Genomic DNA, 14,226 nt, shown 5'->3' on the forward strand with positions numbered 1-14,226 from the left:
TGGCGCTCCACCGATGCCACGCCGGGCAGGCTGGCGGCCGACCAGACCAGGCGTTCGCGCGGCCGTTCGCCGCGCCTGGTCCACACCGGGCACGGGCCTGCGCCTGGCAGCGCCTGGAAGGCAGGCTCGGGCGGCGCCTCGTGCCGGGGCATCGAGGGCCGGTGGCGTCGTTTTGTAAGCGAGGGCTGTCGTGACCCCATCGCCAGGGGCCCCGTCGCTAAACTGGGCCAGGCCCGACGGCGCAGACTGGACGGCTTCTCCCGTCCTGCATGCAGTCCACCCGACCCGACTCCTCCCCCGTCGTCCCGCCACCTGCCGCTGAAGTGGTGAGCCTCGACAACTGCGACCGGGAACCGATCCATGTGCCCGGGCACATCCAGTCGCACGGGGCGCTGCTCGCCTTCGAGGTGTCCGGCCGGCTTGTCAGCCGCAGCGACAACGCGCAGCAGCTGCTGGGGTTCCCGCTGCCTGCACTGGGCGCCGGCCTGGAGGCACCGGAGTTCGCGGCCCAGCCCGGCGTGGTACGGGCCATCCGCGACTTCGCGGCCCGCGACCATGCGGCCAGCGGCGTGGCGGAGCGCTCCGAGCTGGCGGTCGGCGACCGCATCTTCGACCTGATCCTGCACTTCAACGGCCACCTCGTCGTGGCCGAGTTCGAGGAGCGGCAACCGGCCGACCGCGAGATCCGCCCGTTCACCACCCTGGCCAATGGCGCGCTCAGCCTGCTGCGCGCGCAGCGCTCGATCGACGACCTGCTGCGCGTGGCCGTGACCGCGATCCGGGCGCTGACCGGCTTCGACCGGGTGATGGCCTACCGGTTCCGCCACGACGCCAGCGGCGACATCGTGGCCGAGGACCGCCGCGCCGACCTGGAGCCGTTCCTGCACCGGCGCTACCCGGCCAGCGACATCCCGGCGCAGGCCCGGCGGCTGTACGTCATCAACACCCTGCGGCTGATCGCGGACGTGGGGTCCGCGCCGGTGCCGGTGCGCGGCATCGGGTCCGAGCCGCTCGACATGAGCTGGTCGACGCTGCGCAGCGTCTCGCCGATCCACATCGAGTACCTCGGCAACATGGGCGTGGCGGCGTCCATGAGCGTGTCCATCGTCATCGGCGGCGAGCTGTGGGGAATGATCGCCTGCCACCACCTCGCGCCGCTGGTGGTGCCGTACGGCAAGCGCGTCGCGTGCGATGTGCTGGCCCAGCTGCTGGCCAGCAACGTGCAGACGCTGCTGGCGGCCGAGCGTGCCGAGCGCGTCGAGGCGGCGAGCACCGTGCGCGGGCAGCTGGTGGGCGCGTTCGTGCAGACCGAGGGGATGCTGGAAGCCCTGCGGCCCTTCGTGCCGGCGCTGTGCGGCCTGTTCGCGGCGCAGGCGCTGGTGGCGTCGGAGGGCACCGAGACCCTCGTCCATGGCGGGGTGAGCGCGCCGGCGGGGGCTGAACTGCTGCGATGGCTGCGCGCCAACGGCCCGCCCGAGGGGCTCCTGGCGGTGTCCGAACAGGCCCGGTTGCCGGTGGAGCTGTCGGCCTCGCTGGGAACCTGGTGCGGCCTGCTGGCCCTCCAGATGGACGACAGCCGGCACGACTGGCTGGTGCTGCTGCGGCAGGAGCAGGTGGAGACGGTCGCCTGGGGTGGCCGGCCGGAGAAGGTCTACAAGGCGGGGCCGCACGGGATGCGGCTGACGCCGCGCGGCTCGTTCGAGGTCTGGCGCGAGATCGTGCGCGGCGTCGCGGTGCCCTGGAGCGCCACCGAGCTGGAGATCGCGCGCGGGCTGCAGGCCGAGCTGCACCGGGCCGGCGGCTCGCGCCGGGCCCAGGTGACCCGGGCGCGCGACCAGATGCTGGCGGTGCTGGGGCACGACCTGCGCAACCCGCTGCAGACGATCACGATGGCGTCGCAGATGCTGGCGCGCGGCGCCGATGGCGCGACCGTCGGGCCGCGCATCACCCGCTCCAGCACCCACATGGCGCGGCTGGTCAGCGACCTGCTGGACCTGTCGCGGCTGCAGGGCGGCATGGGCCTGGCCGTCAGCCGCGCGCCAGCCGACCTGGCCGCGCTGGTGCGCGACGCCGCGCAGGACCTGATGCTGGGCCACCCGGGGGTGGACGTCGCGGTCGAGGCACCGGCCACGCTGGAGGTGCCCCTTGACACCGGCCGGGTGCGCCAGCTGCTCGACAACCTGCTGGGCAACGCGCGCCAGCACGGCGATCCCGGCCGTCCGATCCAGGTGAAGCTGCACGAGGCGGGCGGCCACGTGCGCCTGAGCGTGGCCAACCATGCCCCGCCGATCGCGCCCGCATCGCGCGACCGCATGTTCGACGCGTACAAGCCCGAATCCCTGGACAACAGCCGCAACCCGGGCGGGCTGGGCCTGGGGCTGTACATCGCCCGCGAGATCGCGCGCGGGCACGGCGGCACGCTGGTCTACGAGTACCGGCCGCCCTGCGTGGTGTTCGTGTTCACGCTGCCACGCGCCTGAGTCCGGCACGCTGCGCCAGGAAGGCCCGCTGGGGGGCGACGGTGCGGCGCGGTGCGCCGGCACTCTGCGAAACTGCGGTCCCATGAGCCGACTCCAAGCCGAATTGCAACGGCTGTATCCCCCGAACGACGCGGCAGCCCCGGGCCAGCTACGGGCCATGGTGCTGGAACTCGCAGGACCGCCCGGCTGGCCCGACCTGGCCAGGGCCTGGCAGGGCGTGCAGGCCGACCTGGGCCTGCCGGCGCCGGCAATCGCCGTCTCCGGCCGCGATGGCCACCAGCTCTGGTTCTCGCTGGCACAGCCGGTGCCGGCGGCCCAGGCGCTGGAGTTCCTCGCGGCCTTGCGCCAGCGCTACCTGCCGGACGTCGAGCCGGGCCGCGTCTCGATGCGGCCCTGCGGCGCGGCGCCGCCGGTCGAGGTCGCATCGGGGCAGTGGTCGGCGTTCGTCGCCCCGGACCTGGCAGCGCTGTTCGCCGACGAACCCTGGCTCGACCTGCCGCCCAGTGCCGAGGCGCAGGCCGATCTGTTGTCGCGCCTGGCCAGCACCACGCCGGACGACTGGCGGCGCGCGCTGGAGCGGCTGCAGCCGCCCGCGCCGGCCGCCGCGGAGCGTGGACCCGACACGAAGGAAGACCCGGCCACGCCCCGGCCCGCGCTGGACCCCCGGCGCTTCCTGCTCGACGTCATGAGCGACCCGGCGATGGACATGCGCTGGCGCATCGAGGCCGCCAAGGCCCTGCTGCCGGACACCGCAGGCCGCGCCCGCGCATGACCACGACGCCGATCCTCAAGACGCTCGCCAACGGCGTGCGGCTGCTGGCGATCCCGCTGCCCCACCTGCAGAGCGCCAGCGTCGGGGTCTTCCTGCGGGTGGGCTCGCGCGACGAAACGCCGGCCAGCAACGGCATCAGCCACGTGCTGGAGCACATGGCCTTCAAGGGAACCGCCACGCGGTCGGTGCAGGCCATCAACATGGATGCGGAGCGGCTGGGCGCCGACGTGAACGCCTTCACGAGCAAGGACACCACGGGCTACTTCATGTCCGGCCTCGGGCGGCACGTCGGGCCGTTCCTGGAGATGACGGCCGACATCGTGCTGAACAGCACCTTCCCCGAGGCCGAGCTGCAGCGCGAGCTGGAGGTGATCCGCCAGGAGGCGATCGAGTACGCGGAAGATCCGCAGGAGAGCTCGAGCGACCTGCTCGATCGCGCGCTCTGGGGCGACCACCCGATGGGGATGCCGGTGATCGGCACGGTGGAGAACATCGAGCGCTTCACCCGGCAGGACCTGCTGGCGCATGTCAAGGCCCACTACGTGGCCGGCAACACCGTCGTCGCCGCCGCCGGCCAGCTCGATCCGGAAGCCTTCTTCGCCCAGGCCGGGCGGCTGTTCGCGGGCATGTCCGCCGCGCCCCACGGTCGGAGCCGGTCAGCGCCGCAGCCGCCGGCCCACGTCGCCGGCGCCATGGGGCGCCGCTTCAGCCAGGTCTCGCAGGTGTTCCTGAACCTGGCCTATCCGGTCGTGCCGCCCGCCGATGACGCGATGGCGGCACCGCGCTGGCGCCTGGCGGCGTCGCTGGCCGCCATGCTGTTCGGGGGCGGCATGTCGGCGCCGTTGACGGACACCGTGCGAGAACGGCTGGGACTGGCCTACACCGCCGAGTCGATGTCCGAGCAGGGCGACGCCTGGTTCAACTTCGTGGTCCACGCGATCACCACGCCCGACAAGCTCGACGCGCTGGTGGACGCCACCGGCCGGCTGCTGCGCGAGCACGCGCAGCGGATCGACCCGGTGCACCTGGAGCGGGCCAGGAACCAGCTGGTGGTGTCGCGCGTGCGCTCGGCCGAGCGCACCTACGCGACCATGGAACGCGCGGTCGAGGAGCTGTTCGCGCGCGGCACCGTCACCCCGGCGGACGACGCCATCGCAATGCTCGACAGCATCACGGCGGACGAGGTGCGCGCGGTCTTCGATCGCATGCTGGCGCAGCCGCCGGCGCTGGCGATCACGGGGAAGGGGGCGACGGCGGCGAGCGCCAGGCGCCTGGCGCTCTCGCTCGCTGCCGCCAGCAGGGCGTGAGGCCACACGGCCGGCGGGACGCCGGTGGTGCGGCGGCCGGTGTGTGCACCGGCCGTGGCGGTGGTCGGCTGCACGCCTTGGCGTCCAACGTCACCTGACGGGCGGCTCCGCAGCGTCGGGCGAGAGGACCTCCAGCAGCTTCTGGATGTCCACGGGCTTGACCATGTGGTGGTCGAAGCGGGCTTGCATCGCACGGGCCCTGTCGGACTCCTGGCCGTAGCCGGTCAGGGCGATGAAGCGGGCGGATGCCAGGCGGGCTCCCCCGCGTCGCCGCAGTTCCTCGGCCAACTGGTAGCCGTCCATGCCGGGCAGCCCGATGTCGAGCACAAACGCATCCGCCTCGAAGCTGGCCGACTTCACAAGCGCCTGCGCCGGGTCCCGGGCCGTCACGACCTCGAAGCCGTTCATGGCGAGCAGAGCCTCCAGCGAATCGAGTGCATCGGCGTTGTCGTCCACCAGCAGCACGCGCCGTCCCTGTCCGACGGCGTCCGTGCACGTTGCCGGACTGGTCGCGACAGGGGACTGCTCCACCAGCGGGAGCGTGAACGTGAAGCGCGAGCCCCGCCCGGTTCCTTCACTGTGTGCCTGGACCGTCCCGCCGTGCAGCGTCACCAGTTTCTGCACGATCGCCAGGCCGATCCCGAGGCCGCCCCGGGCACGGTCGATGGAGGTGGAGCCCTGCTCGAACAGGTCGAACACGCGGGGCAGCAACGCGGCATCGATCCCGATGCCGTTGTCCTGGACCACCACCTGCACCGCCCCGCCCCGGGGGGCCACCTGCACCTGCAGCCGTCCGCCGGGCGGCGTGTACTTGGCCGCGTTGATCAGCAGGTTCGCCACCACCTGGCGCATCCGCGAACGGTCGGCCTCGACGTATTGACCCGGTTGCGCCTCCAGGGCGACGTGGTGCTGGCGCTCCTCGACGAGGGGCGCGACAGCCTCCAGGGCCTCCAGCACCGCCTGGTGCAGATCGAAGACTTCCTTGCGCAGTTCGATGCGGTTGCGCGTGATCCGGGTGATGTCGAGCAGGTCGTCCACCAGGCGCGACAGATGTCCCACCTGGCGCTCGATCACTTCATGCTCCCGATCGAGCTGGCCCCGACCCTTGATCCGGATGATGCCCAGGGTGGTCACGATCGGCGCCAGCGGATTGCGCAGCTCATGGCCCAGCATTGCCAGGAACTCGTCCTTCGCACGCTGTGCGCGGGCACGTTCGTACTCCGTCCTCGCTGCGCTCAGGCCGGTCGCCCCCAGCGACGCTGCTGCCCGCAGGAAGGCGACGTGGTTGGCCGTCGGGAAACTGGGGTCGGCCGATCCGAACCAGACGTCGCTCCGGTGGCGCCCGGCGCCCATCTGGAGGTGCAGGACCGTCAGCGGTCCGGCCGGCGAGGCGATGGTTCCCAGCCGGCCTGCCCTGAGCTCGTGCTCGCAAGCCGTCGCGAACGCCTGCCAGGGGGCCGGCACGCGCCACTCGGGGGCTGACGGGCCGACCTTCATCAACGAGACCGGGCGGTCGTCCGGTGGAAACGACGTCACCGCCAGCACGGCCGATGCCGGCACGATGGTGCAGGCCGCGTCCACCATGATCTGCAGGACCGTCTGCCCATCCTTGCCGGCCCACAGGGCCGGCAAGGCCAGAAGACCCATCAGGTCACGGATGGCTGCTCCTGCCCCATCCGCCGGGTCGCTGGATTGGTCGACTGCGGCAGCCTCCCGCGAGGTCACGACGCCGCTTGGGCGTCGCGCGCGCGCAGCTCTTCGAGCATTTTGGCCGGCGGGGTGTAGAACGGGTTCTCCTGCACGACGCCGCCCACCAGGGTCAGCGGGTGCGTGCGCAGCAGGTCCATCATCATGCTGCCGCTCAGCTTGGCGATGTCGTAGACGCAGACCGCGGGCTGGCGGTTGCGGGCGAGGACGTCGTTCACTTCGGCTTCGTACTCGATCAGCTTGTCGGCCCCGGGCAGGTCCTTGAACGCCCAGTCCATGTTGCCCATGATGCGCAGCCGCTTGTAGCCGGCGTCGCGTCCGGTGCCGGTCAGATGGTCCACCGTGGCGAGCATGCGGTCCTTGTCGAACACGCCGTTCTCGTCCAGGTAAGCCTCATGCCAGGAGACGACCTCCAGCTGCCCGCACGCCTCGCACTGGTGCGCATCGACGCCGCCCGCCACCAGCCGGGCCTTGTGCTCGGCCGCGAACGCGGCATCGACGATGTGCATGTTCTTCTCGCCCTGCTCGACCGCCTCCTTGAAAAAGGGAACCAGCACGTCGTACTCCTCCTCCTTGCTGTTGAAGAAGGCGCAGACGTGGAAGTATTCGATCTCGGTGCCGGCGAGGGACAGGTTCATGGGGGATTCCTTGAAGAGCCGGCGAGGATAGCGGCAGCCGGATGACATGTCAGCAGGACTTGTCCTACGGCGCGATCGTGCCGGTGAGGACATTCCCGGGAGGCCGGCCGCGTGGCGGCCGACCCCGTAGGCTCAGCGCTGGCCGTCGTTTTGCGCACGGCGCAGGGACACCAGCACGGACAGGAACTGGTCCAGCCCGAATGGCTTGCGCAGGAACGCCTGGTAGGACACGTTGTAGGCCCGCAGCGCCGCTTCCGGCGCGCCGCTGATCAGCAGCACGGGAACCGTTTGGTAGCGCGGCATGTCGCGCAGGGCGGCCACCAGTTGGGCGCCGTTCATGCCCGGCATCATGAAGTCCGTGACCAGCAGGTCGGGCGCCGCCGCCTCGTCCAGCCGGGCCAGGCCTGTCGCCCGTCGGCGGCCACCGTCACCTGGTAGCCCTCACCGGCGAGGATGAGCGCCAGCACCTCCGTGCTGGACAGTTCGTCGTCTACCAGCAGGACGCGCGCCCCGCTCATGCGGCAGCCGATCTCCCGGCCCCGGGGCGCTGCCCCGGGCTGGCGCAGCAAGGGGCGGAGCATAACCTGCACACGCCGGCACACCGCCGCGGCGGCGGGAGCCGACCGCGGTGGTTCACAAGGCCGTGTCCAGCACCATCATGACCACGAAGCCGATCATCAGACCGACCGTCGCGAGCGTCTGGTGGCCGTTGCGGTGCGTCTCGGGAATGACCTCGTGCGAGACCACGAACAGCATGGCGCCCGCGGCCAGCCCCAGCCCCATCGGATAGGCGACCACCGAGTTGCCGACCAGGAGCACCCCCACCAGCGCACCCAGCGGTTCCAGCAGGCCGCCGGCCGCCGCCACGGCGATGGCCCGCCACACCGGCGTGCCGATGGCCTTGAGCGTCATGGCCACGGCCAGTCCCTCGGGCACGTCCTGCAGCGCGATCGCCGCCGTCAGGGGCAGCGCCACCTTCAGGTCGCCCTGGGCGTAGCCCACGCCGATCGCCATGCCTTCGGGCAGGTTGTGGATGGCCACCGCAAAGACGAAGAGCCAGATGCGGTTGAAGCGCTCGTGCCCGGGGCCCCAGGGGCCCGAGCGCTCGTGCTCGTGCGGCGTGAACGCGTCCAGGCCCAGCATCAGCGCCACGCCCGCCGCGATGCCCGCCACCACCAGCAGGGCGCCGGTCCACCCGCTGCCGGTGAACCGCTCGGCCGCCTCCAGCGCCGGCACCAGCAGCGAGAAGAAGGCGGCGGCGAGCATCATTCCGGCCGCGCCGCCGAGCATCACGTCCTCCGCCTTCTGCGGCAGTCGCCGCAGGAACAGGATCGGCAGGGCGCCGAGGGCCGTGGCGGCGAAACCGGCCGAGCCGCCCAGGAACGCCCAGCGGACGTTCTGCGCCGTCTGCGCGTTCGCGGGCTGGGACAGGCCGTGCGCCACGGCGGCAAGCGCTGCCATGCCCGACAGCAGGCCGAGGACCGACAGCGGGTGGTGGCGTGCGCGGCGGCCGAGCGCCGCCGCCCAGCCTCCCGCCCTGCTTTGTTGTGCGGACGTGTTCACGCCGCCAGCGTAACGGCGCCCCGGGTGCCGTGGCGAGGCCGGCATCGCGCCGGGCCCGGGCTTTGCACACGATGCTTCGTCGGACGCGGCCTACGCCGCGCCCGCGTGCGCCCCCGCGCGCCGTCCGGACCCGCCGATCCCGGCCCCGCAGAACGCGTGTGCCGAGAGAACGCAGCCGCTCCGGAGATGCCGCACCCGCGGCGGCATGCCACCATCGATCCGTCCGTCGCATCGCCGTCGGCCGCGTGTCGATGTCGCGCCGGGTCGTTCGTCGTCCGAGACCATCCCGGAGGAATCCCGCATGCACGCCTCGTCCGCCCCTGCCGCCCCCACGGCGCCCGAGCTCGACCGCAACTGGGGGCTGGTGGCCGCCGGCGCCCTGATGACCTGCGTCGCCATCGGGGTGGTGTTCTCGCTGGCCGTCTTCCTCGACCCGATGGGGTCCGACACGGGCTGGTCGCGTGCCGGGATCTCGGCCGCCATGACGCTGGCCTTCCTCAGCATGGGGTTCTCCGGCGTCGGCTGGGGCACGCTGAGCGACCGCTTCGGTCCGCGCCCGGTCGTGCTGGCCGGTGTCGTGCTGCTGGGCCTGGCCAGCGTGCTGGCCAGCCGGGCCGGCACGCTGCTGCAGTTCCAGGCGAGCTTCGGCGTGCTCATCGGCGTCGCGGCGGGCGCCTTCTTCGCTCCGATCATCGCGGCAACGACCGTCTCGTTCGAGAAGCGGCGCGGGCTGGCGGTCGCGCTGGTCAGCGCCGGGATGGGCGTGGCGCCGATGACGATCGCGCCGCTGGCCGGCTGGCTCGTCACGCTGTACGGCTGGCGGGCCACGATGCTGGGCCTCGGCCTGGGCACCTGGGTGGTGCTGCTGCCGTTCGTCCACTTCATCCGCGCGGTGCCCGCCGCGGCCAGCACTGCCGGCGCCGGGCCGGGCGCCGGCGGGCCGGTCGCCCGCACGCGGGACGCGCTGCGTTCGCCGGCCTTCCTGGTGCTCGGCGGCGCCTTCTTCGCCTGCTGCGCCGCGCACTCGGGACCGATCTTCCACACGGTGAGCTACGCGACCGGGTGCGGCCTGCCCCTGGTGGCGGCGGTCACCATCTACAGCATGGAGGGCGCGGCGGGCCTGGGCGGCCGGCTGCTGTTCGGCGTGCTGGCCGACCGGTACGGGGCCAAGCCGGTGCTCGTCGCCGGGCTGCTGGTGCAGGCGTTCGCCGCCGTCTCCTACCTTGCCGTGAACCAGCTCGGCGGCTTCTATGCGGTGGCGATCGTCTTCGGCGCCGCCTATGGCGGCACCATGCCGCTGTACGCCGCGCTGGCCCGGGACGCATTCGACGCCCGGATCCAGGGCACGGTGCTCGGCGCGGCCACCATGCTGTCGAGCCTGGGGATGGCGCTGGGCCCGTTCCTCGGCGGCTGGCTCTACGACCGCTTCGGCACCTATGCCTGGCTGTACATCGGCTCGATGGTCGTCGGCCTGGCGGCTGCCGGCATCGCGATGCTGTTTCCGCGCACGCCGGGCGCGACGCGGTTGCAGCCGGCGTGAAACCAGCGGCGCTGGGGGGCTCGACCGCGCTGCGCCACAAGCGGCGAGGGTTCCGACGTCGGCCCGCCGTGCAGGCCCGGGACCCGGGCTACCGGGTGACCGGGGCCGACGCCGACGGCGCCAGCGGCTCGTGGTCCATCGCCGGCGTCGCCACACCCGTGTCCGCGGCGGTGCCGGTCGCCGGCCCCGCCGGTGCGACGCGTGCCTGGCGCCAGCCGCCGTACCGGTAGTAGAGGACGCCCAGGACGGCGGAGACCGCCGCGCCGAGCGGGAAGCTCCACCAGATCGCGTCGGCGCCGAGCTCGTCGCGCAGGGCCCAGGCGAACGGCACCCGGACCACCAGCATCGACAGCGCCAGGATGACCAGCGGCGGCATCACCGCGCCCGTGGCCCGCACCACGCCGAACAGGACGATGGTGACCCCGAACAGCACGAACGACCAGCTGGCGACGTCGTTGATGTGGGCGGCGATGGCGGTGGCCGGGCTGTCCGCCGGGAGGAAGAAGCCCAGCACGTGGCGGTCGGCCAGGTACAGCAGGGCGACCAGGGCCCCGGTGAGGACCAGGTTGAACAGCACGCCGGCCAGCGCGATCTTCCCGACCCGGTCCCAGCGACCGGCACCGACGTTCTGGGCGGCCATCGCCGACACGGCTGCGCCGGTGGCGAGCGCCGGCATCTGCACGTAGGTCCACAGCTGGGCCGCCACGCCGTAGGCCGCCGCCGTGCCGACGCCGAACCCGTTCACCAGGCCCATCATGGCCAGCGCGGCGGACGAGATCACGACCATCTGCAACCCCATCGGGATGCCCTTGCCCAGGATGGCGCGCAGCAGGGCGGGACGTGGGCGGTAGTGGTGCATCTCGTCCCGACCCGGCAGCAGTGGATGCCGGCGCCGGTGCAGCAGGGCCAGCAGCGCGGCCAGGCTGGTAGCCTGGGCGACGAGCGTCGCCGCCGCAGAGCCCGCGATCCCGAGCGCGGGCAGGGGCCCGGCCCCCTGGATCAGGAGCGGGTTGAGCGCGATGTCCATCGCCACCGACAAGGCCATGAAGTGGAAGGGCGTGCGCGCGTCGCCCGAGCCCCGTAGCACCGCCATCGCGAACGCGAAGGCATTCATGACGGGGACGGCCAGGAAGATCACGCGCAGGTACGCGACCGCCAGCGGGAAGGCCGCCGCCGGCGTGCCCAGCAGCGTGAGGATCGCCGGCGTGAACAGCCAGCCCGCCGCGGCGAGCACCAGCGAAGCCACGACGAAGAAGGTGGCGCCGGTGCCGACCACGCACTTGGCCCGGGCGGCATCGCGGGCCCCCAGCGCCTGGCCGACCAGGATGGTGGCCGCCATCGACACGCCGAACACCGAGCCGAGCAGCAGGAACAGCACCAGGTTCGCGTTCGAGGTGGCGGTGAGCGCGGCTTCGCCCAGGAGGTTGCCGATCCAGACGGCGTTGACCGATCCGTTGAGCGACTGCAGGACGTTGGCGCCCAGCACCGGCAGGGCGAAGACGATCAGGTTGCGGGCGATGGGCCCGCTGGTGAGGTCGCGCGTGGCGCCGCTGTGGCGGGGCCTGTTCACCGCGCCGGAGGCGCCCGCCACGGCGCGCGGCTCAGGTGCCGGCACTGTCGCGCGCCGGGTCGATCCCGTCGCGGGCCCGGGCTTCCTCGTCCGTTCGCGCGGCCGGCCGGGCGTCTGCCGTGCCCAGCCCGGCGCTCTCGCGCGCGGGATCGATGGCGCGCAGTCCCGCGTCTTCCTGTCCGGCCTGCGGGCCGGTGTCCTGCCCGGCCTGCTCGACGCCGCGGCCCGCGGCCGATCCGGCGCTCGCGCCCAGCACTGCGCCGGCGACGGCGCCGGCCGCCATGCCGGCGGGACCGCCCAGCGCACCGGCCACGGCTCCCGCGGCCGCGCCGGCTGCCGCCCCCGCCGCTCCGGTCAGGGGGTGCGATGGCGCTGCCGTGTCGGTCGGGCCCGCACGTTCTTCGCGTTCCTCATCGGCCATGGTGTGTCCTCTCGAGTGATCAGGCGACCACTGTGGCCGAGACCTGTTGCGCGATCCATCGGCCCGGTGACGCATCGCTCGTAGGGAAGGGCCGACAAGCCGGGCCATGGGAAGGCCGGCAGCGTCTTTCGCGACAATCGACGCCCGATGCCGCTCCAGCCTTCCATCCCGTCCTCGCCTGCCGTCCGCCGCGTCGCCATCGTCGGAGGCGGGCCGGCGGGGCTGATGGCCGCCGATGTGCTCTCGGGGCGCGGCCTGGCGGTGGACCTCTATGACGCGATGCCTTCGGTCGGCCGCAAGTTCCTGCTGGCCGGGCGCGGCGGGCTGAACCTGACGCACTCGGAGCCCACCGCGGTCCTGCTGGGCCGGTACGCCGAACGCACCGAACACCTGCGCGCCGCGATCACGGCCTTCGACGGCCCGGCCGTGCGGGACTGGGCGGCCGGGCTCGGCATCGCGACCTTCGTCGGCAGTTCGGGGCGCGTGTTCCCGGTCGACATGAAGGCGGCGCCGCTGCTGCGGGCCTGGCTGCACCGGCTGCGGGCGGCGGGCGTGCGCGTGCACACGCGGCACCGCTGGACGGGTTGGGACGCGCAGGGCGCGTTGGCGTTCGACAGCCCGGCCGGCCCGGTCGTCCATGCGGCGGATGCCTGCGTGCTGGCGCTGGGCGGGGCGAGCTGGCCACGCCTGGGCAGCGACGCGGCCTGGGTGCCGCTGCTGCAGGCCGGCGGTGTCGCCGTCGCGCCGCTGCGGCCGGCCAACTGCGGCTTCGACGTGGCACCCACCGCACCCGGCCGCAGCGGCTGGAGCGACCACCTGCGCCAGCGCTTTGCCGGGCAGCCGGTCAAGCCGGTGGTCGGGCGTTTCACCGACCCGTCAGGCCGGACCGAATCGCTGCAGGGCGAATTCGTGGTCACCGACACCGGCATCGAGGGCAGCCTGGTCTATGCGTTCAGCGCGCGCCTGCGCGAGGCGATCGCCGCGCATGGCCACGCGACGTGGGAGATCGACCTGCTGCCGCAGCACACGCCCGCGCAGGTGCTGGCGGAGACCGCGCGTCCGCGCGGCTCGCGCAGCCTGTCCACCCACCTGAAAAGCCGCCTGGGGCTGGGCGGTCTGAAGATGGCGCTGCTGCACGAGCTGCTCGCGCCGGCCCAGCTGGACGACCCGGCGCAGCTCGCGCAGGCGCTCAAGGGCTGCCGGCTGACCCTGGCCCGTCCGCGGCCGGTGGCCGAGGCGATCAGCACCGCCGGCGGCATCCCCTTCGAGGCGCTCGACGACGGTGCGATGCTGCGTGCGCTGCCGGGCGTCTTCTGCGCCGGCGAGATGCTCGACTGGGAGGCGCCGACCGGCGGCTACCTGCTGACCGCCTGCCTGGCCACGGGCCGGGTGGCGGGCGAGGGAGTGCTGCGGTGGCTGCAGCAGGCCGGGCCGCGCGCGGCCGCGGCCTGAGCCGGCCGGGGCCTGGATGCGTCGCAGGTCCGCCGGCGGCGCTGCACCGTGCTTGCGCCGACAATGGGTGCCTGCCTTGTCACGCCTGCGATGCCCGAACCGACCATCACGACCGACACCTACAAGCTGTTCCCGTCGCCGCGCAACCGGCACCGGGAGATCTTCCTGCACGAGGTGTTCGTGCCGCACCCGTATGCGCTCGTCGACCCGCCCAGCTACGACCCGCAGGGCCGCTGGAGCCTGTTCGCGGCGCACCGGCTGGCCGACGGCAAGAACGGCCAGCTGGTGACCTTCGAGCTCGAGGCCGACGCGGTACGGTTCTCGGCCCGCTTCGTTCCCGACTGAGGGCGGGTTGCGGCGGCGCGGCGCCGCTAGGCCGGGATCGCCAGCAGGCCGGCGATCGCCGCGAGGTGCCCCTCCTGCAGGACCTGCGGCTTGACCTCGTCTTCGGCCGCCGTCTCGTTCTCGTGCGCCTGCAGCGCCTGCCGGATCTCCTCGGGGCGGTGCCAGACGATCTCCTGGCCGCGCGGGCAGAGGTGCCGCATCGTGTGGTACCAGTAGTAGCCGTCGGCGCCGCCGAACAGCCTGTCGATGCCGGCAAGGTCGTTCGGCTTGACCCGGTGCTGCTGCAGCACCTGGTCGAGCACGGCGTGGGACAGGATGTACATCGTCATGGCGGCTGGCCCACGCGGCCGGCGCGGGAGGTTCATCGGGGCGGCGATTGTAGGGTGCTGCGCCGCCGGGCCCGGCTGGCCGGGCCGGCCGCACCGCCACGC

13 protein-coding genes are annotated in these 14,226 nt (G+C 73.0%); 6 read left to right on the forward strand and 7 right to left on the reverse strand.

The window, feature by feature from the left end; all coding sequences use genetic code 11:
- Positions 1 to 326: 326 nt before the first annotated feature.
- The 3 genes from VFE82_RS05130 to VFE82_RS05140 all read left to right on the forward strand — a co-directional run bounded on the left by VFE82_RS05130 (position 327) and on the right by VFE82_RS05140 (position 4,559).
- Positions 327 to 2,480: an ATP-binding protein gene (locus VFE82_RS05130; RefSeq protein ID WP_324999167.1), complete on the forward strand. Its 2,154-nt coding sequence runs from the start codon at positions 327 to 329 to the stop codon at positions 2,478 to 2,480.
- Between the two features lie 82 nt (positions 2,481 to 2,562).
- A complete protein-coding gene (locus VFE82_RS05135) occupies positions 2,563 to 3,252 on the forward strand; it encodes a hypothetical protein (protein WP_324999168.1) in 690 nt (229 codons plus the stop codon).
- Positions 3,249 to 4,559, forward strand: coding sequence for a pitrilysin family protein (locus VFE82_RS05140; RefSeq protein WP_324999169.1), 1,311 nt, complete (start codon positions 3,249 to 3,251; stop codon positions 4,557 to 4,559). Before VFE82_RS05135 ends, VFE82_RS05140 begins: the two co-directional genes overlap by 4 nt.
- 90 nt (positions 4,560 to 4,649) lie before the next feature.
- Here the strand turns inward: VFE82_RS05140 and VFE82_RS05145 are convergent, their stop codons facing one another.
- From VFE82_RS05145 to VFE82_RS05160, 4 genes are all read right to left on the reverse strand, one after another.
- The gene (locus VFE82_RS05145) at positions 4,650 to 6,206 is read right to left on the reverse strand and encodes a hybrid sensor histidine kinase/response regulator (protein ID WP_324999170.1); all 1,557 of its coding nucleotides are present in this window, start codon (positions 6,204 to 6,206) and stop codon (positions 4,650 to 4,652) included.
- A gap of 74 nt (positions 6,207 to 6,280) precedes the next feature.
- A complete protein-coding gene (locus VFE82_RS05150) occupies positions 6,281 to 6,904 on the reverse strand; it encodes an MEDS domain-containing protein (RefSeq protein WP_324999171.1) in 624 nt (207 codons plus the stop codon).
- A 132-nt stretch (positions 6,905 to 7,036) separates the two neighbouring features.
- Positions 7,037 to 7,306 carry a response regulator gene (locus tag VFE82_RS05155; RefSeq protein WP_324999912.1) on the reverse strand — a complete coding sequence of 90 codons (270 nt, stop codon included), beginning with the start codon at positions 7,304 to 7,306 and terminating at the stop codon, positions 7,037 to 7,039.
- A gap of 231 nt (positions 7,307 to 7,537) precedes the next feature.
- Positions 7,538 to 8,467, reverse strand: coding sequence for a ZIP family metal transporter (locus tag VFE82_RS05160; RefSeq protein WP_414708725.1), 930 nt, complete (start codon positions 8,465 to 8,467; stop codon positions 7,538 to 7,540).
- A gap of 301 nt (positions 8,468 to 8,768) precedes the next feature.
- Between VFE82_RS05160 and VFE82_RS05165 the strand changes: the two genes are divergently transcribed.
- Positions 8,769 to 10,007, forward strand: a complete 1,239-nt coding sequence (locus VFE82_RS05165) for an MFS transporter (RefSeq protein WP_324999172.1) — start codon at positions 8,769 to 8,771, stop codon at positions 10,005 to 10,007.
- A gap of 88 nt (positions 10,008 to 10,095) precedes the next feature.
- Here VFE82_RS05165 and VFE82_RS05170 read toward each other — a convergent pair whose 3' ends face one another.
- Positions 10,096 to 11,577 (reverse strand): MATE family efflux transporter, encoded by a 1,482-nt coding sequence (locus VFE82_RS05170; protein ID WP_324999173.1) that lies wholly within the window; start codon positions 11,575 to 11,577, stop codon positions 10,096 to 10,098.
- Between the two features lie 31 nt (positions 11,578 to 11,608).
- Complete coding sequence (locus VFE82_RS05175) at positions 11,609 to 11,998, reverse strand: hypothetical protein (protein ID WP_324999174.1); 390 nt, start codon at positions 11,996 to 11,998, stop codon at positions 11,609 to 11,611.
- 147 nt (positions 11,999 to 12,145) lie between these two features.
- Between VFE82_RS05175 and VFE82_RS05180 the strand changes: the two genes are divergently transcribed.
- Both VFE82_RS05180 and VFE82_RS05185 read left to right on the forward strand, forming a co-directional pair.
- The gene (locus tag VFE82_RS05180; protein WP_324999175.1) at positions 12,146 to 13,450 is read left to right on the forward strand and encodes a TIGR03862 family flavoprotein; all 1,305 of its coding nucleotides are present in this window, start codon (positions 12,146 to 12,148) and stop codon (positions 13,448 to 13,450) included.
- A 90-nt stretch (positions 13,451 to 13,540) separates the two neighbouring features.
- A complete protein-coding gene (locus tag VFE82_RS05185; RefSeq protein WP_324999176.1) occupies positions 13,541 to 13,795 on the forward strand; it encodes a hypothetical protein in 255 nt (84 codons plus the stop codon).
- 26 nt (positions 13,796 to 13,821) lie between these two features.
- Here VFE82_RS05185 and VFE82_RS05190 read toward each other — a convergent pair whose 3' ends face one another.
- Positions 13,822 to 14,160: a hypothetical protein gene (locus VFE82_RS05190; RefSeq protein WP_324999177.1), complete on the reverse strand. Its 339-nt coding sequence runs from the start codon at positions 14,158 to 14,160 to the stop codon at positions 13,822 to 13,824.
- Between the last annotated feature and the right edge of the window lie 66 nt (positions 14,161 to 14,226).

This window comes from Ramlibacter sp., from assembly GCF_035655895.1.
Classification (GTDB): Bacteria; Pseudomonadota; Gammaproteobacteria; order Burkholderiales; family Burkholderiaceae_C; genus Ramlibacter.

Coding starts and splice junctions, on each gene's coding strand:
- VFE82_RS05135 (WP_324999168.1), top strand. CDS start 2,563: ATGAGCCGACTCCAAGCCGAATTGCAACGGCTGTATCCCCCGAACGAC.
- VFE82_RS05140 (WP_324999169.1), top strand. CDS start 3,249: ATGACCACGACGCCGATCCTCAAGACGCTCGCCAACGGCGTGCGGCTG.
- VFE82_RS05145 (WP_324999170.1), bottom strand. CDS start 6,206: ATGGGTCTTCTGGCCTTGCCGGCCCTGTGGGCCGGCAAGGATGGGCAG.
- VFE82_RS05150 (WP_324999171.1), bottom strand. CDS start 6,904: ATGAACCTGTCCCTCGCCGGCACCGAGATCGAATACTTCCACGTCTGC.
- VFE82_RS05165 (WP_324999172.1), top strand. CDS start 8,769: ATGCACGCCTCGTCCGCCCCTGCCGCCCCCACGGCGCCCGAGCTCGAC.
- VFE82_RS05175 (WP_324999174.1), bottom strand. CDS start 11,998: ATGGCCGATGAGGAACGCGAAGAACGTGCGGGCCCGACCGACACGGCA.
- VFE82_RS05180 (WP_324999175.1), top strand. CDS start 12,146: ATGCCGCTCCAGCCTTCCATCCCGTCCTCGCCTGCCGTCCGCCGCGTC.
- VFE82_RS05185 (WP_324999176.1), top strand. CDS start 13,541: ATGCCCGAACCGACCATCACGACCGACACCTACAAGCTGTTCCCGTCG.
- VFE82_RS05190 (WP_324999177.1), bottom strand. CDS start 14,160: ATGAACCTCCCGCGCCGGCCGCGTGGGCCAGCCGCCATGACGATGTAC.